The organism is Streptomyces sp. NPDC059875, from assembly GCF_042731085.1.
Classification (GTDB): Bacteria; Actinomycetota; Actinomycetes; order Streptomycetales; family Streptomycetaceae; genus Streptomyces.
The window spans coordinates 326,573-347,295 of record NZ_JBHWJZ010000002.1; the positions used below are offsets into that span (position 1 = coordinate 326,573).

Below are 20,723 nucleotides of genomic sequence, written 5' to 3' on the forward strand. Positions count from 1 at the left end.
TCGGGACCGGCACAGCCGATCGGCACAGCCGTGACCCACGAGGAGAGGCGATATCACCGTGACGAGGTCCGGGCAGGAGTATCTGGAGGCACTGCGCGACGGGCGCGAGATCTGGCTCGATGGTGAGCGGATCAAGGACGTCACCACGCACCCTGCCTTCAGAGCCACCGCGGCCTCCTTCGCCGGGCTCTTCGACCTCGCCCACGACTCCCCGCACACGCCCGCCCTCGTCAAGGGTGGGGTGCACCGTGCGTACGCCGTGCCGCGGTCGTACGAGGACCTGGTGGCGCGCCGGCGGGCGTACAAGGTGTGGGCGGAGGCGAGTTACGGCTTCCTGGGGCGGACGCCCGACTACATGGCGTCCGGCGCGGCCGGGTTCGCCGCCGCGCCCGAGGTCTTCACCACCGACTGTTTCGACGGCGCCGAGAACGCCCTCGCGTACCACCGCAGGCTCGCCGAGGGCGGACTGCACTGCGCGTTCACCATCACGAATCCGGCCTGTGAGAACGTCCGCGTCGTCGAGGACCGGGCCGACGGGATCGTGGTGCGCGGCGCCAAGACCATCGGCACCGGTGCCGTCTTCGCCGACGAGATCCTCGTCGGGACCATCGAGCCGCTCGCGCCCGAGGACGTCGACCGCGCCCTGAGCTTCTCCGTCCGCGTCGACACTCCCGGGCTCAAGCTGATCTCGCGGACCTCGTACGAGGAGCGGGCCCGGTCCGTCTTCGACCATCCGCTCTCCTCCCGGTACGACGAGAACGACGCGCTGCTCGTCTGCGACGACGTGTTCGTGCCGTGGGAGCGGGTGCTGACCTACCGGGACGTGTCCGCGACCGCCGCGATGTGGTGGGAGACACCGGCGTACCTGAACTTCGTGCACCAGTCCGCGACCCGCTTCTGGACGAAGCTGGAGTTCCTCACCGGCCTCGCGATCCTCATCGCCCGGTCGAATGGGACGGAGAAGCTGCCGCCGGTCAGCCAGGCGATCGGACGGCTGCTCGGCATGGTCGCGCAGGCCAAGGCGTTCGTCCTCGCGGCCGAGGCGTCGTGGGAGCCGGTCGACGGCGGGCGGGGCGGGGTGCGACCCGGGCGGGACATCTCCTTCGCCCAGCGGATCATGGCCGGCGAGCTGTACCCCCGGGCGGTCCAGGACATCAAGCTGCTCGCGGGCGGCGCGATCCTCCAGACCCCGGCGAGCGCCCGCGAGCTGCTCCACCCCGAACTGGGGGAGCTCGTGCGGCAGTACTTCCGTACGCCCGGACAGCCTGCCGAAGGCCGGCTCAAGCTCCTCAAGCTCGCCTGGGACGCGCTCGGCACGGAGTTCGCCGGCCGTCACGAACAGTACGAACGCTTCTACCAGGGCGCCCCGCACGTCTACCTCACGATGCAGACCTGGGCGGGCGCGGCGGACGACTGCGAGGCCCTGGCCCAGAGCTGTCTGGACGGCTACGACCTCGGGACGACGCGGTGAGGACGCGCCCGGCGAGCGCCACCTCCGCCCCGCGCGGCGCGCTCGCGTTGCTCGCCGCCACCCAGTTGCTGCTCATTCTCGACACCGCGATCGTCAACGTCGCGCTGCCTTCCGTCGGCGAGGACCTCGGGGCCGGGGCCGCCGGTCTTTCGTGGATGGCGAACGCGTATCTGATCACCTTCGGGGGGCTGTTGCTGCTCGGAGGGCGCGCCGCCGATCTGCTCGGGCACCGGCGGGTGTTCCTCGCCGGGCTCGGGCTGCTCGCGGTCGCCTCCGCCGTCGGCGGGCTCGCGCCGGACGCCGACGTCCTGGTCGCCGCCCGCGCCGCCCAGGGCGTCGGCGCCGCCTTCGCAGCGGCCGCCGCGTTCGCGCTGCTGCTCGTCCTCTTCCCCGACGGGCCCGCCCGGCACAAGGCGCTCGGCGCCTTCGCCGCGATGGGGGGCCTGGGCGGTGTCCTCGGGACCGTACTCGGTGGTGTCCTGACCGACCTCCTGGGCTGGCGCTCCACGCTCTGGCTCAACGTCCTCGCGGCCCTGCTCCTCGGTGCCCTGGCCCTCCAGGTGCTCGAAGGGAACCAAGGCTCCCGCGGCGCCGAAGGCGGTCACCGCTTCGACCTCGCCGGCGCCCTCACCGGCACCTGCGGCCTCGGGCTCGTCGCCTACGCGCTCGTCGGCGCCGCCGAGACCGGCTGGCTGTCCGCGCCGACCCTCGGCGCGGGCGCCGGGGGACTCGCCCTCCTCGGCGCCTTCGCCCTCGTCGAGACACGGTCCGCCCGGCCCCTGGTGCCCCCCGCCGTCCTCGCCCGCTCCGCCCTCCGGCGCGCCAACCTCCTCGGCGCCCTCGCCCAGATGACGCTGTTCCCGATGTTCTTCCTGGTCAGCGTCTATCTGCAGAGCGTCCTCGGGTACGCACCCCTCGGCGGCGGCCTCGGCCTGCTGCCCCTCTCCCTCGTGGTCGTCGCCGTCGCCCCGCAGACCGGCCGGCTGATCTTCCGGCTCGGAGTGACCCGGACCATGACCCTCGGCTTCGCGCTGCTGGGCGCCGGAACCCTCTGGCTGGCCCTCGCGCTCACTCCCGACGGCGGCTTCCTCACCACCGTCCTCGCCCCCAGCCTTCTCCTGGGCGCCGCCCTGCCGCTCGTCATGGTCACCACCAACGTGGCGGCGACGGCCGAGGCGGCCCCCGAGGAGACAGGACTCGCCTCCGGACTGGTCAACACCAGCCAGCAGTTCGGCGCGGTCCTCGGCCTCGCCGTCCTCGTGGCCGTCGCCGCCACCCGTACCGAATCAGCCACCGCGGCCGCCCAGACCGACGGCTTCCGGGCCGCTCTGCTCGTAGGGGCGGCCTTCGCCGCCGCCGCCACGATGATCTCCGTACGCTTGCGCCTGCCCACGCCCACCACGGCGCCGCCACGCCGTGGACGGGTGGCTGAACCACGGTGAACACGCTGACCACGTAGACCTGGCGAGTGAGCCGAAGGGCGCCGCGGGTGTCGAAAGGGAGGTCGTGCTCAGCCCCCGAGGAACGTAGGGGGACCCCGGACGAAGTCCGGGGGAGGACCGAGCACGACAGACCGTCGACACACTCCCCCTGCCTCCGGCGGGGGGACCCCAGCGGTGCCCGGAGGCGAACGAGCCCCAAATAGAGGGGGCATTCCGTTGGCCCTGTACGACCTAGTCGCGCCCCGGCTCGAGGAACGCGGAGATCCGCGCTACTGCATGGCCGAGATACGCGCCGCCGACCCGCTCGGCGCCGACGCCCTGCTCGCCGCGGTGCCCGCGATGAACGCCGACGCCGATACGCCCGCGCTCACGGTCGCCCTGCGCACGCTCGTCCCCGACCCGGAGCGGGCCGCCGAGTGGAGCGTGGTCGACGCGCTTGCCGCGATGCGCGACCTCGGCATCCTGCTCGGCTCGCTGAAACGTCACGGCATCCAGCCCGTGGCCGCCGTTCCCGAAGTCCTCCCGGTCCTCGAACTCCTGGGCCGCCGCACCGACATGGTGCCCCGCGACACCGTGCACCACTACACCACCTGGAACCCGCCCGGCCCGCGCCGGCGCACGTACACCGGCCATCCCATGGAGGCCCATCTCCAGGAAGCCGTCCGGATGGCGTTCCCCGGTCTCGTCGCCGCCCTCGACACCTGCTCCCGGCTCGCCCGGCTCGAACCGTACGACCCCGGCTTCGCGGTCGCCCTCGACCGCACCGCCCAGCACGTCCAGTCGATGGTCGACTCCATCGACCACACGGTCGCCCATGTCAGCCCGGAGTTCTTCGCGCTCACCCTGCGCCCCTACTTCGAGGAGATCGACGTCGCCGGGCGCACCTACCTCGGCCCCGCGGCCGCCCAGGTCCCGCTCTGGCTGGTCGATCTGACGCTCTGGCAGTGCGACCGCTCGAACCCCGCCTACGACGGGTTCCTGGCCGACTCCCTCCCGTACAGCCTGCCGTCCTGGCGGGACTTCCACGACCGGCACGCCGGCGGCGTCTCCGCCGTCAGCAAGCTGTCCGCGGCCGTCAGCTGGGAGACGATCGAACGGCTGCCTCCGCAACTGGCCGCCTCCGCCCTCGCGCTCGGCCGGGTGCTGAAGATCCTCAAGACCTTCCGCGCCCGCCACATCGGCATCGCCCGCAAGGCCTACGCCGACGACCTGCGCCTGTACGACGAGGGGAGCGGCGGCGCCCCGATCGCCCTGCTGCGCTCGATCCTCGACCTGACCCGGGACAACGAGACCATGGTGCGCCACGCGACCGGCGCCCGTTCGGCGAGCGGGGCGGGGAGCAGCGCGGGGAAGGGGGCGGGGACCGGGACCGGGTCGGGGGCCGACCGCGGTCCGGCGGCCGGCACCGGGTCGGGGGCCGGCACCGGCGCCTCGGCGGGCTGAGGGGGTTCCGACATGAGCCTCCACACCGCCCACGGACGCCCGTACGAGCCCTACCTGCCGGACGGCGGGCGCGATCTGCCCGGCAGCGGGCTCCTCCACGTCGTCGTCGCCGGCGGCGGCATCGCCGGCCTCACCACCGCGCTCTCCCTGCACGCCGCCGGATTCGACCGCGTCACCGTCGTCGAGTCCGCCCGCGAGAACAGCCCCGTCGGCGCCGGCCTCAACCTCCTGCCCCCCGCGGTCCGCGAACTCGACGCGCTCGGGCTCCTGCAACGCCTCGAAGCCGGTGCCCTGCGCACCCGCGAGCTGCGCTACTACCACCGGTCCGGCGGCATGATCTCCCGCGAGCCGCGCGGGATCGGCGCCGGCTACCGCTGGCCGCAGCTGTCGATCCACCGCGCCCACCTCCAACACGTCCTCGCCGAGGCGGTACGGGAACGGCTCGGCGCGGGCGCCCTGGTCACCGGCGTCCGGGTCACCCGGGTGGAGCCGCTGCCCGACGGCCGTCCCCGCGTCCAGCTGGAGCACCGCGACGGCGCCCGGCGCGGCCGGGCCTCCCTGGAGCCCGATGTGCTCGTCGGCGCGGACGGCATCCGCTCGGCGGTCAGGGCCGCGCTCAACCCGGCCGAGGGCAGCCCGCCCTGGAACGGGATGCTGGTGTGGCGCGGCGTCTCGCGGGTGCCGGCCCGTGCCGTCGGTTCCTTCATGCTCATCGCGGGCGACGACCGGCAGAAGGCCGTGGTCTACCCGATGGGGCGGAGCGGGAACGAGGTGCTGGTGAACTGGGCGCTCGCCCGACCCACCGACGGTGCCGCGGACGAGGAGTACCGGGGCGACTGGAACCGTCCCGTCCCTGTCGAAACGTTCCTGCACCATTACGAGGGATGGGAGTTCGACGGCGTCAGCGTTCCCGACGTGCTGAAAGCCGCCGACACCGCCCACGAGTACCCGATGGTGGACCGCGAGCCCCTCGACCGGTGGAGCCACGGCCGCACCACCCTGATCGGCGACGCGGCCCACGCGATGTACCCGATCGGCTCCAACGGAGCCACCCAGTCCGTGGTCGACGCCCGCGCCCTCGCCCACGCCCTGGCCCTCCACCGTGACCCGGCGGAGGCCCTCACCGCGTACGAGCGCGACCGCAGACCCGCCACCACCGAACTCCAGCTCGCCAACCGGCGGCTCGGCCCCGAGGTCGTCATCAACCTGGCGCACGAGCGTGCCCCGCACGGGTTCACCGACATCCACCAGGTGATCCCCGCAGCCGAGCTGGCCGACATCGCCGCACGCTACGTGGCCTCCGGCGCCGCCGATCCGGCCGCCGTCAACCAGGGATCGCCCTACACCGTGCCGCTGGGCGCGCTCCCCTGACGCTCCGCCACCCCGCATGCCACGGCGCGCGACCCCCGCGCGCCGTGGCCCGGGCGGGCGAGGTGGCCTACCGTCAGGGGGATGCACAGTCGGCTGCACAGCGTGGTGCGTCCGCTCCGCTCCGTACTCCCCTGCGAAGGTGGAACGCGTGAAGGCAATCCGTCGATTCACCGTGCGTCCCGTCCTCCCCGACACCCTTCGACCTCTCACCGACCTGGCGCGGAACCTGCGCTGGTCGTGGCACGAGCCGACCCGTGAACTCTTCGACTCCCTCGACCCCGACCCCGACCCCGACCCCGACCCCGACTCCGACTCCGACCCGGCCGCGGACCTCGCGGGCCGGCGGCCGCCGGCCCGCTGCGGCGAGGACGTCGACCCGGTCCGGCTGCTCGGCTCCGTCTCCGCCGCCCGCCTCGCCGCACTCGCCGCCGACCAGGAGTTCCTGGCCCGGCTGCGCGCCGCGGCCGAGGACCTCGACCACTATCTGCACGCCCCCCGCTGGTACCAGGAGCAGAACGGGCAGCTGCCCGCCTCCATCGCCTACTTCTCGCCCGAGTTCGGGGTCACCGCGGCGCTGCCGCAGTACTCCGGCGGCCTCGGCATCCTGGCCGGCGACCATCTCAAGGCCGCCAGCGACCTCGGCGTCCCCCTCGTCGGCGTCGGCCTGCTCTACCGGCACGGCTACTTCCGGCAGTCCCTCTCCCGTGAGGGCTGGCAGCAGGAGCACTACCCCGTCCTCGACCCCGACGAGCTGCCGGTCACGCTGCTCCGCGAGACCGACGGCACCCCCGCCCGGGTCACCCTCGCCCTGCCCGGCGGCCGCAGTCTGCACGCCCACATCTGGACCGCGCAGGTCGGCCGGGTGCCCCTGCTGATGCTCGACTCCGACGTCGAGGAGAACGCGCCCGCCGAACGCGAGGTGACCGACCGGCTGTACGGCGGCGGCAGTGAGCACCGGCTGCTCCAGGAGATGCTGCTGGGCATCGGCGGCGTCCGCGCCGTCCGCACGTACTGCCGGCTCACCGGCACCCCCGCACCCGAGGTCTTCCACACCAACGAGGGCCACGCCGGCTTCCTCGGCCTCGAACGCATCCGGGAACTGGCGGGCGAAGGGCCGCACGGGCAAGCGCTCGACTTCGACGCGGCCCTGGAGACCGTCCGCGCGGGGACGGTCTTCACCACCCACACGCCCGTCCCCGCCGGGATCGACCGCTTCGAGCGGAGCCTGGTCGCCCGCCACCTCGGCGAGGACGGCGAGCTCCCCGGCGTCGACGTGGGCCGCATCCTCGCCCTCGGCGACGAGACCCCGCTCGGTGGCGAGCACGGGCTCTTCAACATGGCCGCCATGGGCCTGCGCCTGGCGCAGCGCGCCAACGGCGTCTCCACCCTCCACGGGGCCGTCAGCCGCGAGATGTTCGCCGGTCTGTGGCCCGGCTTCGACCCGGAGGAGGTGCCGATCGGCTCCATCACCAACGGGGTCCACGCACCGACGTGGACCGCGCCCGAGGTCGGCCGCTGTTCCGAACGGGCCGACGACCGGGAGCTGTGGGAGCTGCGCAGGACCCTGCGCGGACAGCTGGTGACCGAGGTACGGGACCGGCTGCGGGCCTCCTGGCGGCAGCGGGGCGCCGCGGCCGCCGAGCTCGGCTGGACGGACTCCGTCCTCGACCCCGACGTGCTCACGATCGGGTTCGCCCGCCGGGTCCCCTCGTACAAACGGCTCACGCTGATGCTGCGCGACCCCGACCGGCTGCGGGCGCTGCTCCTGCACCCCGAGCGGCCGGTGCAGCTCGTCGTCGCGGGCAAGGCGCACCCCGCCGACCACGGCGGGAAGCGGCTCGTGCAGGAGCTGGTGCGGTTCGCCGACGACCCGCGGGTGCGGCACCGGATCGTCTTCCTGCCCGACTACGGCATGGCCATGGCGCGCAAGCTGTACCCGGGCTGCGACGTCTGGCTCAACAACCCGCTGCGCCCGCTCGAGGCCTGCGGGACCAGCGGGATGAAGGCCGCCCTGAACGGCTGTCTCAACCTCTCGGTCCTGGACGGCTGGTGGGACGAGTGGTTCGAGCCCGACTTCGGCTGGGCGATCCCGACGGCCGACGGGGCGGCGGCGACGGACGAGGAGCGCCGCGACGACCTGGAGGCGGCCGCGCTCTACGAGCTGATCGAGCGCCGCGTCGCCCCGCGCTTCTACGACCGGGGCGCGGACGGGGTGCCGGCCCGCTGGACCGAGATGGTCCGCCGGACGCTGGGCGACCTCGGCCCGCGGGTGCTCGCCGACCGCATGGTGCGCGAGTACGTCGAGCGGCTGTACGCCCCGGCGGCCCTGGCCCACCGGGCCCTCGCCCCGGACGTCGCGCGGGACCTGGCCGACTGGAAGGGGCGGGTGCGGGGCGCCTGGCCCAAGGTGGCCATCGACCACATCGAGATCGGCGAGGTCGGCGAGGACCTGGCCGACGCGGAGCTCGGCGCGACGACGGCGGTACGGGTCCGGGTGGCGCTCGGCGAACTGCGCCCGGACGACGTGGAGGTCCAGGCGGTCACCGGCCGGGTCACGCCCGACGACGCGCTGGTCGACACGCGGGTGTGTGCGCTGAAGCCCGCGGGCGGCCAGGACCTGGAGGGCCGCGTGCCCTACGAGGGCTCGCTCGTCCTGGACCGTACCGGCCCCTTCGGTTGCACGGTCCGGGTGCTGCCCTCCCACCCGCTGCTCGCCTCGGCGGCGGAGCTGGGCCTGGTGGCCCTGCCGACGGAGACGACGGGGGAGGGGGCGGGCGTACTGCTGAGGTGAGTTGGTCCGGACCAGGGTCTTGACGTGTCCATGGGGTGCCTCTAGGTTCCACGCTCGACGCGGAGTTCATTCATCCGCTCGATGTTCACATACAGGAACGAAAGGCACCCCCCACATGCGCCTCAGAGCCCTGGTCCCCGCCCTCGCGACCGCCCTCGCCGCGGCGGTCGCGGTCACGCTCGCCCCGACGGCCGCCGCCGGACCCGAACAGCCGGCGGCGGCACCCGTCCAGGCCGCCGCCCCCGCCACCTTCACCCACCCGGGCGTGGTCGTGTCCCGGCCCCAACTCGACTTCGTACGGTCGAAGGTGCAGGGGGGCGCGCAGCCCTGGAAGGGCGCGTACGACCAGATGATGGCGAGCGGCTACGCCTCGCTGACCCGGACCCCCAAGCCGCGCGAGATCGTCGAGTGCGGATCCTCGTCCAACCCCAACTACGGCTGCACGGACGAGCGGCAGGACGCGGTCGCCGCGTACACCCAGGCGCTCGCCTGGTACATCACCCGTGACGAGCGGCACGCCCGCAAGGCGATCGAGATCATGGACGCCTGGTCGGCCGTGATCAAGGACCACACCAACTCCAACGCCCCGCTGCAGACCGGCTGGGCGGGCTCCTCATGGCCTCGGGCGGCCGAGATCATCAAGCACACCTACACCGGCGGCTGGGCCAACTCCGGCCGCTTCGCGACCATGCTGCGCACGGTCTATCTCCCCGAGGTCATCAACGGCGCCGCCACCAAGAACGGCAACTGGGAACTCATCATGACCGAGGCGGCGATCGGCATCGCCGTCCACCTGGAGGACCGCGCCGCCTACGACAAGGCCGTCAGGACCTACCTCGGCCGGGTCCCCGCGTACATCTACCTGACCTCCGACGGTGCCACCCCGAAGCCGCCGCCGAACAGCAGCATCGACACCCGCGACGAGATCGTGACGTACTGGCAGGGCCAGTCCACCTTCGCCGACGGCCTCTCCCAGGAGACCTGCCGGGACTTCGGCCACACCGGCTGGGGCCTCGCCGCCGCGGTCCACACCGCCGAGACCAGCCGCATCCAGGGCGCGGACCTCTACCCCCAGGTCTCCGAACGACTGCGGCACGCGTTCGGTTTCCACACGAAGTACGAGAACGGCACGGCGGTCCCGTCCTGGCTCTGCGGCGGCACGGTGAAGCCCGGCCTGGGACGGGTGACGGAGGTCGGCTACAACGCCCTCCACGGGCGCATGGGGATCTCCATGACCAACACGGAGATCTACACCGAGGGCCACCGGCCTTCCGGCGCGGACAACTACTTCGTGTCCTGGGAGACCCTCACCCACGCGCAGAACTCGAACTGACGCCGTCTCACCCCACGAGTGCCTTGTCGGCGAGCCGGCCGTCGGCGAGGCACAGGCGGTAGACGGGGACGGCGGCGAGGAGCGTCGAACGGTAGTAGAGGCACCGGTCCATGCCGGGCGGCTCGGCCGGGGCGGCGGCCGGCGGGCCGTCCAGCGGGTGCGGCGGCAGCCGTTCGGCGTCTGCGGTGAGCGGATCGCCGACGCGCAGCGCGACGTAGTCGTCCCGGTCCAGGAACGAACGGGACTGCGTCCAGAGCCCGAAACCGAGCATCACCAGACCGAGCGCGGTCACCAGCGCGAGCGGGATCCAGATCGCCCGCGCGAGCCCCCGCCGCACCTCACGCCGTGCCCGGTCCCGCTCCTGTACGGACGTGGGTGCGGCGGCCGGCGCGGAGGGGGCCGCCGTCGGCGCGCCCGGCTCCAGGGGCAGCACCGCCCGTACGGCGAACCCGCCCGCCCCGTCCGGACCGTGGCTCAACCGCCCCCCGGCGAGCCGCACGCGCTCGTCGAGCCCGACGAGCCCGGTGCCGCCGGACGTGACGGCGGACGGACCGTCACCGGGTCCACGCAACGAGAGGCCCGCGGGTCCGGTACCGGTGCCACCGGAGGCGCCACCTGCCCGCGCCGCATGCGTACGGCCCGACCCGACGCCGTTGGACACCGACACCGTCACGGTGGCGTCCGCCCGCTCCAGCCCGACCCGCACCGGGGCCCCCGGCGCGTGCTTGGCCGCGTTCGTGAGGGCCTCCACGACCAGCCGGTGGACCGCCCGGTCGACCATCGGAGGCAGCTCACCGCTCGGCCCGGTCACCGCCAGCTCCACCCGCAGCCCGGACGCGCCGGCCCGCTCGACCACCTCCTCGACGGTCTCCCCGACCGGGGTCGTCGGAGCGCCCGGCTCCTCCTCCTCCTCGCCCGTGCGCAGCACGCCGATGATGTCCCGCAGTCGGGCGGTCGCGTCGGCGGCCGCGAGCCGCAGCTCCCCGGCCGCCTCCTGCTGCCGCGGGCCGAGCGCCGGATCGACCTCGAGAGCCGCCGCGCGCAGCGCGATCAGGGCCAGCTCGTGACCGAGCGAGTCGTGCATGTCGCCCGCGATCCGGGAGCGTTCGCGCAGCCGCTCCCGTTCGGCGACCGCCGCCTGCTCGCGCTCCATGCGCTCGGCCAGCTCCCAGCCGGTCCGCACCAGCCGGGCGTACTGGCGCACGTACCGGCCCGCGAGCCAGGGCGCGACGATCGCCAGCGCGAGGGCGAGGACCAGGGTGAACCACTGCGCGATCGACACCCCCGACCACAGGACGAGACCGAGACCGGCCGCCGCGACCGCCCCGAACAGCGCGAGCGCGGCCCGGGTGTGCTCCTGACGGCGTCCGGTGAGGTAGCCGAAGACGACCAGCGCCAGGCTGTACGCCGGGGTGTACAGCTCCACGGTCGACGCGAGGCTCACCGCGACGGCGACGCCGAGCGAGACCAGCGGCAGGACCCGGCAGAACACCACGCACACCCCGAGCACGGCGACACCGACGGCGACCTGCCCCCAGGAGCCGCCGTCGTTCGGGTCGAGCCGCAGCAGCACGGGGACGGAGAGGAGACCCCACAGCCCCAGGTCGAGCAGGAGGTCCCGGAGACGTTCACGACGCATCCGACCAGCTTGCCGGACGACGACGACCGGGCGCCCCCGACGAAAGTCACCCCCGCGCGGCGCCCCGGCCGACCGCGCCGTCACTCCTCCACGAGCCCCGCCTCGTACGCCAGGATCGCCAGCTGTACCCGGTTCTTCAGGCCGAGCCGGGACAGGACCGCGCTCACGTGGGCCTTCACGGTGCCCTCCACCACGTACAGCCGCGCCGCGATCTCCCCGTTGGACAGGCCGGCGCCGACCAGTGCCACGACCTCGCGCTCCCGCGCGGTCAGCGGCTCGAGCCGCTCGCGGGCCTCCGCCGCGCGGGAGAGCCGGCCGGTCGGGAGATGTGCGATGACCCGGCGGGTGACCTCGGGGGAGAGGAACGCGGCCCCGCCGGCCACGGCCCGTACCCCCGCGAGGAGTTCCCTCGGGTCGCCGGACTTCAGCAGGAAACCGGCCGCGCCCGAGCCGAGGGCCTGGGCGATGTACTCGTCCTCGGAGAACGTCGTCAGCATCACGACCGCCGCGTCCGGCACCGCGCGCCGCAGCTCCTCCGCCGCCCCGAGGCCGTCCAGCCGCGGCATCCTGATGTCGAGGAGGACGACGTCGGGCAGATGGCGGCGGGCCAGCTCGACGGCCTCGCGCCCGTCGCCCGCCTCCGCGACCACCTCGATCCCCGGATCGGCGGCGAGGATCGCCTTCACCCCGGCCCGGATCATCGTCTCGTCGTCCGCGAGCAGCACCCTGATCATCCGGCCACCCTAAGCACAACGTGCGGCGGCCCGGACGGAACGAGTCCGTCCGGGCCGCCGTCGCCTCCTGGCTTACGGTTGTGCGGTCTTACGCGGTCCTACGGGAACGTCAGCTTGACGCTGTTGATGTAGCCGGTGTCCTGCGCGGCCTTGTCCTGGACCCGGAGCTTCCAGGCGCCGTTGGCGACCTCGCTGGAGGCGTTGACCGTGTAGGTGGCCTTCACGTTGTCGGCCGAGTCGGAGGACGAGAACGGCTTCAGGTTGTAGACGGAGCCGTCCGGGGCGAGCAGGTCGACGACCAGGTCACCGCGCCAGGTGTGGACGATGTCCACGTCCACCTTGAGGGTGGAGGGCGCGTTGCCGGTGATGCCGGTGACGTTGACCGTGGAGGTCACCGCGGCGCCGTTGTCCGGGATGGACACGTCGGCCGCGTTCTCGAAGACCTTGCCGGTGCCGGGGTCGCCGCCGCCGGGGCGGGAGCCCACGTTGATGCCGGCCCAGGCGTGCTCGACGGCCTTCACCTCGGCGCTGCCGGCGCCGTACAGCTCGGTGGCCACCGCGACCGTACCGGTGCGGGCACCGGCGTAGTTGGTGTTCGAGCCGAACTTGGTGGTGAGCGCCTTGAACCAGATCAGCGCGGCCTTGTCACGGCCGATGCCGGTGACGGGCAGGCCGTCGGAGGTCGGCGAGTCGTAGTTGACGCCGTTGATGGTCTTGGCGCCGCTGCCCTCGGAGAGCAGGTAGAACCAGTGGTTCGCCGGGCCCGAGGAGTAGTGGACGTCGATGCCGCCGATGCCCGAGTACCACGCGTCCTTGGACGAGCCGTCCTTGCTCGGCTTGTCCATGTAGCGCAGCGGGGTGCCGTTGCCGCGGATGTCGATCTTCTCGCCGACGAGGTAGTCGCCCTGGTCCTGGGCGTTGTTGGCGTAGAACTCGACGGCCGCCGCGAAGATGTCGGAGGTGGCCTCGTTCAGACCGCCGGACTCGCCGCTGTAGACCAGGCCGGCGGTGTTGGAGGTGACGCCGTGCGTCATCTCGTGCGCGGCCACGTCGATCGAGGTGAGCGGCTTGGTGTTGCCCGAGCCGTCGCCGTACGTCATGCAGAAGCAGGAGTCCTGCCAGAAGGCGTTGACGTACGCGTTGCCGTAGTGGACCCGGGAGTACGCGCCGACGCCGTCACCGCGGATGCCGGAGCGGCCGTGCACGTTCTTGTAGTAGTCCCAGGTGACCCCGGCGCCGAAGTGCGCGTCCGCGCCCGCGGTCTCCAGGTTCTGCGGGGTGCCGTCGCCCCAGACGTCGTCGGAGCCGGAGAAGAGCGTTCCGGTGCCGGACGTACCGCGGTTGAGGTTGTACGTCTTGTGGTTGCCGCGGCCGGTGTCGGTCAGCGTGTACGAGGGCGCGGTGCCGAGCGTCACCTGGCCGCTGTACTGCGTGTTGCCGGTGCCGGTGTGGACGGCCTGCCACTCGTACAGGTTCTTGCCGGTCGTCGCGTCGGTGACGACGTGCAGCTCGTTCGGGGTCCCGTCGTGCTGGAGGCCGCCGACGACGGTCTCGTACGCGAGGACGGGCGAACCCTGCGCCATCCAGACGACCTTGCGCGGGGCGCGGTCGGCGGCGGTCTCCTTGGAGCCCTCCGCCTTGGCCTCCGCCACGGCCTGCTTCTCGGCCGCGGCCGGAGCGACGTCGGCCGTCATGTCGACGTTCTTCAGCTCCGCGCGGGACGCCTTGGTGACGCCCTGGGTCACGCCGGCCTTGGTCTCGGCGACGACCATGTCACCGCCGAGGACGGGGAGTCCGGCGTAGGTGCGCTCGTAGCGCGTGTGGGTCGTGCCGTCGCGGTCCTGGACGACGTCGCGGACGACGAGCTTCTCCTGCGCGCCCAGGCCGAGGGCCTTGGCGGTCGCCGCCTTGTCGGCGTCGGCCGCCTGTATCAGCGCGGTGCGCTCGGCGGGGGAGAGATCGGCGGGGAGCTTGCCGGGGTTGGCCGCGGTGCCGGCCTGGGCCTTCGGGGCGATGGTCCAGGGATCGTCCGCCGCGGTGGCGGAACCCGACTGGACACTGACCGCCAGCATGGCGGCGGCAGCGATCAGAGCGCCGGTCGCGGTGGCGCGACGGCTGGGCGTGGATCTCACGCAGACTCCTTTTGCGAGGGGGGTACCGGACGACTGGGTAGGGCCCTCCGGGCAGAGCAAACAGAGCTGTGGAGCGCGAACTCTCATACGAGTCGGGGAGAGAGTGGCAGTTGTGAGCAGCGTCTGTCAGGAGCGCGTCAACAAGTTGGCCGGAATTCGTCCGGTGCCCGAAAGGCCGTGTTCGTTAACCGGACGTTTCGTCGATCATGGCCGCGACGCCGTCCAGTGTTCTCCGGAGCCCGAATTCGAAGAGGGACTCCAGGTCCACCTCGAAGTCCGCGCCCTCGGAGAGGGAGTCCAGCAGGGGGTACGAGCCCCCGGCCGAAATCGCGTCGAATCGTGGCTCGTTCTGGTCCATCCACTCGCCGTCCGACATCCCGGTGTCCTGGCGCGCCTGCACCTCCAGGTCGTCGGCCATCGCCAGCCCCTGGATGTAGGCGAAGATCGTCAGGTGGGTGTGGAGCTTCTCGAACGGTGTCAGCGGCGTGCCGCGCAGCGTCCCCAGGATCCACTCCAGGTACGCCATCGCGTTCGGTGAGGCGATCGGCCGGGTGAAGGAGGCCATCGCCTGCGCCATCCACCGGTGCCGGATGTACACCCCGCGCAGCCAGCGGGCCCCGTGCTCCAGGCCCGTACGCCAGTCCGCCGGCACCGGCCCCAGCGGCACCTCCCCGCAGGCGGCGTCCGTCATCAGCCGCACCAGCTCGCCCTTCCCCGGGACATGGCGGTACAGCGCCATGGTCGACGTGCCGAGCCGCGTGGCGATCCGGCGCATGGAGAGCGCCGAAAGCCCCTCGGCGTCGGCCAGTTCGAGCGCGGCACGGACGATCCGCTCGCGCGTGAGGGTCGTCGCGGGCACGGAGGCGGCCGTCGCGGAGACGACCGTGCCGACGCCCGGCTCGGCCCTGACGAGACCCTCCTGGCGCAGCGCGGCCAGCGCCTTGGTGGCCGTCGCCATGGCCACGCCCCACTCGCGGGTGATGGCCCGGGTGGAGGGGACGCGGTCGCCGGGGGAGAGTTCGCCCGCGTGGATCCGGCGACGGATCTCGGCGGCGATGGCGAGGTAGGGCGGCGGGGTCGTCACGGCGGGCAGTGTACTAGTGCACCCGACACCCCGTACACGGTGATGACCTGGTGGTTCGTCACCCCTGAGCCGGTGCACTAGGGCGGGGATGGCACCGTACGCGGAGGACTGCTTCGCTCCCCGCATGACGCTCACGACACCGCCTGAAACGACCCTCGCCGGCCGCCGCGAATGGACCGCGCTCGGCGTGCTGATGCTGCCGCTGCTCCTCGTCTCCATGGACGTCTCGATCCTCTACTTCGCCATCCCCTCCATCAGCGCCGACCTGAACCCCGGGGCCACCGCGCAGCTGTGGATCCTCGACATGTACGGCTTCGTCCTCGCCGGACTCCTCATCACCATGGGCGCGCTCGGTGACCGCGTCGGCCGCCGCAGACTGCTCCTCGGCGGGGCGGCGCTCTTCGGTCTCGCGTCGGTCGCCGCGGCCTACTCCGACAGCCCGGGCGCGCTCATCGCCGCCCGCGCGCTGCTCGGGGTCGCCGGCGCCTGCCTCATGCCGTCCACGCTCGCCCTGATCCGCACCCTCTTCCGCGACGAGGCCCAGCGGGCCAAGGCGGTCACGCTGTGGACGACCGTGATGGCGAGCGGGATCTCCCTCGGTCCGGTCGTCAGCGGCGCCCTCGTCGAACACTTCTGGTGGGGCTCGGTGTTCCTGATCAACCTGCCGGCGATGGTCCTGCTCCTGATCCTCGGGCCGGCGCTCCTCCCCGAGTCCAAGGGGGCGGCGGCGCGCGGCCGGTTCGACTGGACCAGCGCCCTGCTCTCCCTCGCCGCGCTGCTGCCGCTGATCCACGGCATCAAGGAACTCGCCAAGGACGGCTGGCGGCCGCTGCCGGCGCTCGCGGTCACCACGGGCCTGCTGATCGCCCTGGTGTTCCTGCGCCGCCAGACCCGGCTCGCGGAGCCCATGGTCGACCTCACGCTGCTGCGCAAGCGGGCGTACGGGGGGTCGGTGCTCGTGAACCTGCTCGCCATGGTCGCCACCGTCGGCTTCGCCGTCTTCCTCACCCAGTACCTGCAGTCGGTCCTCGGCCAGAGCCCGTTGGAGGCGGCGCTGTGGAGCCTGGCGCCGTCGGTCGGCGTGATGATCGCCGCCCCCACCGCCGCCGCGCTCGCCGGGCGGGTCGACCGGGCGTACGTGATGGCCGGCGGCTTCCTGTTCTCCGCGGTCGGCTTCGCGTCGATGACCCTCATCGACGCCGACACTCCGCTCTGGGTCGTCCTCGCCGGCGCCACCGTCTACGCCGCCGGCCTGGTCTCCGCCATGACCCTCGCCAACGAGCGCGCCCTGGGCGCGGCGCCGCCCGAGCGGGCGGGCGCCGCGGCGGCCGTCCTCGAATCGGGCACGGAGCTCGGCGGCGCGCTCGGCATGGCGGTCCTCGGCTCGATCGGCGCCGCCGTCTACACCGCCGCGATGCCGGCCTCCGTGCCGGCGGCGGCCCGGGAAACGCTCGGCGGCGCGGTGGCGACGGGCGCTCCGGAGGTTCTGGCCGCGGCCCGCACCGCGTTCACGGACGGCCTGAACGGGGCGGCGGGCGGAGCGGCGGTGGTGGTGCTTCTGGCAGCGGCGCTGTCGTTGGCGCTGCTCCGGGGCCGCAGGGCCGACGCGTAACCGCCCTCAGCCCACCAGGCTGTCCCGCCACGCGCGGTGGAGGGTCGCGAAACGGCCCTCCCCGCCCACCAGCGCCGCGGGCGACCCGTCCTCCACGATCCGCCCGTGCTCCATCACCAGGACCCGGTCCGCGATCTCCACCGTCGACAGACGATGGGCGATCACCACCGCGGTCCGCCCGGCGAGCACCGTGTCCATCGCCCGCTGCACCGCCCGTTCCCCCGGCACGTCCAGCGAGCTGGTCGCCTCGTCCAGGATGAGGACCGCCGGGTCCGCGAGGAGCGCGCGGGCGAAGGCCACCAACTGCCGCTGGCCCGCCGAGATCCGCCCGCCCCGCTTCCGTACGTCCGTGTCGTACCCGTCCGGGAGCCCCGCGATGAAGTCGTGCGCGCCGATCGCCTTCGCCGCCTGCTCGATCTCCGCCCGGGTCGCGTCCGGCCGCCCGATCGCGATGTTCTCGGCGACCGTCCCGGAGAACAGGAACGCCTCCTGGGTCACCATCACCACACCCCGCCGCAGTTCGGGCGTCGCGAGGTCCCGGACGTCGACCCCGTCGAGCAGTACCCGCCCCTCGGTCGGGTCGTAGAAACGGGCCAGCAGCTTGGCGAGCGTCGACTTGCCCGCGCCCGTCGAGCCGACCACCGCGACCGTCTGCCCCGCCGGGATCGTCAGGTCGAAGCGGGGCAGCACCTCGCCACCGGTCCGGTACGCGAACCGCACGCCCTCGAAGACGATCTCCCGCCCCGGGCTCCCGTTCCGGCGTGCCGGGAGCTCCCTCGGCGAGACGGCCTCCGGCACACCGGGCTCCTGCGCCAGCAGGCCCGCGATCTTGGCGAGCGACGCGGCCGCCGACTGGTACGAGTTGAGGAACATGCCGAGCCGGTCGATCGGGTCGTACAGGCGCCGCATGTACAGCACCGCCGCCGCGAGCACACCGAGCGCCAGCGTCCCTCCCGCCACCCGGTACGCGCCCCACAGACACATTCCGGCCACCGCCGTGTTCGCCACGAGCCGCGAGCCGACGACATAGCGGGCCATCTCCAGGAGGGCGTCGCCGTTGGAGCGCTCGTGCCGGTGGTTGAGCGCGGCGAACTCGGCGTCGTTGGCCCGCTCCCTGCGGAACGCCCGCACCGGCCGGATCCCGTTCATCGTCTCCGCGAACTTCACGATCACGCCCGCGATGGCGGTGGACCGCTCGGCGAAGACGACGGCCGCGCGCCGCTGGTAGATCCGTACGAGCAGATACAGCGGTACGAACGAGGCGACGGCCACCGCGCCGATGCCCAGGTCCAGCCAGAGCAGCATCGCCGCGATGTACACGAACGCGAGGACGACGCCGATCAGCTCCTGGAGCCCCTCGGAGAGCAGCTCCCGCAGGGACTCCACGTCCGTGGTGGAGCGGGAGATGAGCCGGCCGGAGGTGTATCGCTCGTGGAAGTCCACGCTGAGCGCCTGGGCGTGGCGGAAGATCCGCCCGCGCAGATCGAGCAGCACGTCCTGGTTGACGCGGGCGGCGCCGCAGACGAAGGCGTACTGGAGGAGTCCGGCGGCCACCGAGCAGCCGAGGTACCCGACGGCGACGGCCACGACGGGCCCGTAGTCCCCACCCCGGAAGGCCGGCACACCACGGTCGATCGCGTACGCGACGAGCAACGGACCCGCCTGCACGGCGCCCTGCTGCAGCAACAGCACCAGCGCGGCGACGACCACGCGCGCCCGGTGCGCGGAGAGCAACGACCGCAACAGCGCCCCGGTGGCCCCGGGCGCGCTGGGCAGATCGTCCCGGTCGAACGGATCCCCACCTTCGGGCCGAGGGCCCACAGCGGGGGGTGTGTCCGTGCCCCCGTCCGCCTTCGGCGGCTTCGGCGGCTTCGGCGTCGGGTCCGTCATCGGGTCTCCGTCCCCTCGCCCGACATCAGCCAGGCGTACTCGGCGTTGGTTCGCAGCAGTTCGTGGTGGGTGCCCACCGCCGCGATCCGGCCCTGCGACAGGAGCGCGACCCGGTCCGCCAGCAGCACCGTGGACGGGCGGTGTGCCACCACCAGGGCGGTCGTGTCGCGCAGGACCTCGCGCAGGGCCGCTTCCACCAGCGCCTCGGTGTGCACGTCGAGCGCCGACAGCGGGTCGTCGAGGACCAGGAAGCGGGGTCGGCCGACGACCGCGCGGGCCAGCGCGAGGCGCTGGCGCTGGCCGCCCGAGAGGCTCAGCCCCTGCTCGCCCACCTGCGTGGCCGCGCCCTCGGGGAGCGCCGCCACGAAGCCGTCCGCCTGGGCCACGTCCAGCGCGCGCCGCAGTTCGGGCTCGTCGGCCCCGGCCGCCGCGCCCATGAGGACGTTCTCCCCGACGCTCGCCGAGAAGAGCGTCGGCTCCTCGAACGCCACCGACACCAGCTCGCGCAGCCGTTCGCGCTCCATCCGCGTGATGTCCTCGCCGTCGAGCAGGATGCGCCCGCCGGTCGCCTCGTGCAGCCGCGGTACGAGGGCGGTGAGCGTCGTCTTGCCGGAGCCGGTCCCGCCGACCAGGGCGAGGGTCTCGCCGGGCCGGATGTGCAGATCGACGCGGTCGAGCACGGGCGGCGCGTCGGCGGCCGCGTCCGGGTAGCGGAACGAGACGTTCTCGAACCGCACCCCGTCCCGGGACCCCGGTTGGACGGCGGGCGGTCCCGGCGTCTCCTCCGCCTCGTCCATCACCTCGAAGAACCGCTCCGTCGCGGTCGCGGCCTCCTGGCTCATGGCGAGCAGGAAGCCGATCGACTCCACAGGCCAGCGCAGCGCCAGCGCCGTCGACAGGAAGGCGACGAGCGTGCCCGCCGACAGCTCGCCGTCGGCGACCTGGACGGTGCCGAGCACGAGCGCCGCGCCGATCGCCAGCTCGGGAATGATGGTGATGAGCGCCCAGATCCCGGCGAGCAGCCGGGCCTTGACCAGCTCCGTGCCGCGCAACCGCTCGGCCAGCTCCCGGAAGGCGAGCGCCTGGCTGCGGTGACGCCCGAAGCCCTTCACGATCCGGATCCCGAGGACGCTCTCCTCCACCACGGTGGTCAGATCCCCGACCTGGTCCTGGGCGCGGCGGGCGACGACCGAGTACTTCGTCTCGAACAGCGCGCAGAGGATCACCAGCGGGACGACGGGCGTGAGCAGCACGAGCCCGAGCGTCCAGTCCTGGCCGAGCAGCAGGACGTAACCGGCCAGGATCGTCACGCCGTTGACCAACAGGAAGGTCAGCGGGAAGGCGAGGAACATCCGCAGCAGCATCAGATCGGTCGTGCCGCGCGACAGCAGCTGGCCCGAGGCCCACCGGTCGTGGAAGGCGATCGGCAGCCGCTGCAGCCGCCGGTACAGATCGGCCCGCATACCCGCCTCGACCCCGGCCAGCGGCCGGGCCACCAGCCACCGCCGGAAGCCGAAGAGCAGCGCCTCCGCGACCCCGAGCAGCAGCAGATACAGCGCACCCAGCCACACCCCGCCCGGATCGCCCGCGGCGACGGGCCCGTCCACCATCCACTTCAGGACGAGCGGAATGACGAGGCCGAGACACGACGCGACGACCGCGACCACGGCGGCCGACGCCCACCGCCCCCACACCGGCCGTAGATAGGGCCACAGGCGCAGCAGGGTCCGCACGGTCGACTTCTTGGTACCTGCATCTTTTTCGGGCATCACGAGCGAGCC

13 protein-coding genes are annotated in these 20,723 nt (G+C 73.1%); 7 read left to right on the forward strand and 6 right to left on the reverse strand.

Annotated elements, in window-relative coordinates; genetic code table 11:
* Positions 1–58: 58 nt before the first annotated feature.
* The 6 genes from ACFV9D_RS03420 (at position 59) to ACFV9D_RS03445 (ending at position 9,851) form a co-directional block, all read left to right on the forward strand.
* On the forward strand, positions 59–1,471 hold the full coding sequence (locus tag ACFV9D_RS03420) for a 4-hydroxyphenylacetate 3-hydroxylase family protein (protein WP_385140142.1): 1,413 nt from the start codon (positions 59–61) through the stop codon (positions 1,469–1,471).
* Positions 1,468–2,913 (forward strand): MFS transporter, encoded by a 1,446-nt coding sequence (locus ACFV9D_RS03425; protein WP_385140145.1) that lies wholly within the window; start codon positions 1,468–1,470, stop codon positions 2,911–2,913. The genes ACFV9D_RS03420 and ACFV9D_RS03425 overlap by 4 nt, the downstream gene beginning before the upstream one ends.
* 276 nt (positions 2,914–3,189) lie before the next feature.
* Complete coding sequence (locus ACFV9D_RS03430) at positions 3,190–4,356, forward strand: monodechloroaminopyrrolnitrin synthase PrnB family protein (protein ID WP_385140148.1); 1,167 nt, start codon at positions 3,190–3,192, stop codon at positions 4,354–4,356.
* A gap of 12 nt (positions 4,357–4,368) precedes the next feature.
* Complete coding sequence (locus ACFV9D_RS03435) at positions 4,369–5,727, forward strand: FAD-dependent monooxygenase (RefSeq protein WP_385140151.1); 1,359 nt, start codon at positions 4,369–4,371, stop codon at positions 5,725–5,727.
* Positions 5,728–5,875: 148 nt separating this feature from the next.
* Entirely contained in the window at positions 5,876–8,518 is a 2,643-nt protein-coding gene (gene glgP / locus ACFV9D_RS03440) for an alpha-glucan family phosphorylase (protein ID WP_385140154.1), read from the forward strand.
* 115 nt (positions 8,519–8,633) lie between these two features.
* Complete coding sequence (locus ACFV9D_RS03445; RefSeq protein ID WP_385140157.1) at positions 8,634–9,851, forward strand: alginate lyase family protein; 1,218 nt, start codon at positions 8,634–8,636, stop codon at positions 9,849–9,851.
* A gap of 7 nt (positions 9,852–9,858) precedes the next feature.
* Here the strand turns inward: ACFV9D_RS03445 and ACFV9D_RS03450 are convergent, their stop codons facing one another.
* From ACFV9D_RS03450 to ACFV9D_RS03465, 4 genes are all read right to left on the reverse strand, one after another.
* Entirely contained in the window at positions 9,859–11,490 is a 1,632-nt protein-coding gene (locus ACFV9D_RS03450) for a sensor histidine kinase (protein WP_385140159.1), read from the reverse strand.
* Between the two features lie 80 nt (positions 11,491–11,570).
* Complete coding sequence (locus ACFV9D_RS03455) at positions 11,571–12,224, reverse strand: response regulator (RefSeq protein ID WP_385140162.1); 654 nt, start codon at positions 12,222–12,224, stop codon at positions 11,571–11,573.
* A 98-nt stretch (positions 12,225–12,322) separates the two neighbouring features.
* Positions 12,323–14,356, reverse strand: coding sequence for a M4 family metallopeptidase (locus tag ACFV9D_RS03460; protein ID WP_385140165.1), 2,034 nt, complete (start codon positions 14,354–14,356; stop codon positions 12,323–12,325).
* 184 nt (positions 14,357–14,540) lie between these two features.
* On the reverse strand, positions 14,541–15,440 hold the full coding sequence (locus ACFV9D_RS03465) for a TetR/AcrR family transcriptional regulator C-terminal domain-containing protein (RefSeq protein ID WP_385140167.1): 900 nt from the start codon (positions 15,438–15,440) through the stop codon (positions 14,541–14,543).
* Between the two features lie 124 nt (positions 15,441–15,564).
* Between ACFV9D_RS03465 and ACFV9D_RS03470 the strand changes: the two genes are divergently transcribed.
* Positions 15,565–17,052: an MFS transporter gene (locus ACFV9D_RS03470; protein ID WP_385140170.1), complete on the forward strand. Its 1,488-nt coding sequence runs from the start codon at positions 15,565–15,567 to the stop codon at positions 17,050–17,052.
* Between the two features lie 6 nt (positions 17,053–17,058).
* Here ACFV9D_RS03470 and ACFV9D_RS03475 read toward each other — a convergent pair whose 3' ends face one another.
* Together ACFV9D_RS03475 and ACFV9D_RS03480 are read right to left on the reverse strand one after the other, a co-directional pair.
* A complete protein-coding gene (locus tag ACFV9D_RS03475) occupies positions 17,059–18,942 on the reverse strand; it encodes an ABC transporter ATP-binding protein (RefSeq protein ID WP_385140173.1) in 1,884 nt (627 codons plus the stop codon).
* Positions 18,939–20,711, reverse strand: coding sequence for an ABC transporter ATP-binding protein (locus tag ACFV9D_RS03480; protein ID WP_385140176.1), 1,773 nt, complete (start codon positions 20,709–20,711; stop codon positions 18,939–18,941). The genes ACFV9D_RS03475 and ACFV9D_RS03480 overlap by 4 nt, the downstream gene beginning before the upstream one ends.
* Between the last annotated feature and the right edge of the window lie 12 nt (positions 20,712–20,723).

What these genes read in the sequence shown, in the direction of transcription:
- ACFV9D_RS03430 (WP_385140148.1), top strand. Translation starts at nt 3,190, where the DNA reads ATGGCCGAGATACGCGCCGCCGACCCGCTCGGCGCCGACGCCCTGCTC.
- ACFV9D_RS03435 (WP_385140151.1), top strand. Translation starts at nt 4,369, where the DNA reads ATGAGCCTCCACACCGCCCACGGACGCCCGTACGAGCCCTACCTGCCG.
- ACFV9D_RS03445 (WP_385140157.1), top strand. Translation starts at nt 8,634, where the DNA reads ATGCGCCTCAGAGCCCTGGTCCCCGCCCTCGCGACCGCCCTCGCCGCG.
- ACFV9D_RS03450 (WP_385140159.1), bottom strand. Translation starts at nt 11,490, where the DNA reads ATGCGTCGTGAACGTCTCCGGGACCTCCTGCTCGACCTGGGGCTGTGG.
- ACFV9D_RS03455 (WP_385140162.1), bottom strand. Translation starts at nt 12,224, where the DNA reads ATGATCAGGGTGCTGCTCGCGGACGACGAGACGATGATCCGGGCCGGG.
- ACFV9D_RS03470 (WP_385140170.1), top strand. Translation starts at nt 15,565, where the DNA reads ATGACGCTCACGACACCGCCTGAAACGACCCTCGCCGGCCGCCGCGAA.
- ACFV9D_RS03475 (WP_385140173.1), bottom strand. Translation starts at nt 18,942, where the DNA reads ATGACGGACCCGACGCCGAAGCCGCCGAAGCCGCCGAAGGCGGACGGG.
- ACFV9D_RS03480 (WP_385140176.1), bottom strand. Translation starts at nt 20,711, where the DNA reads ATGCCCGAAAAAGATGCAGGTACCAAGAAGTCGACCGTGCGGACCCTG.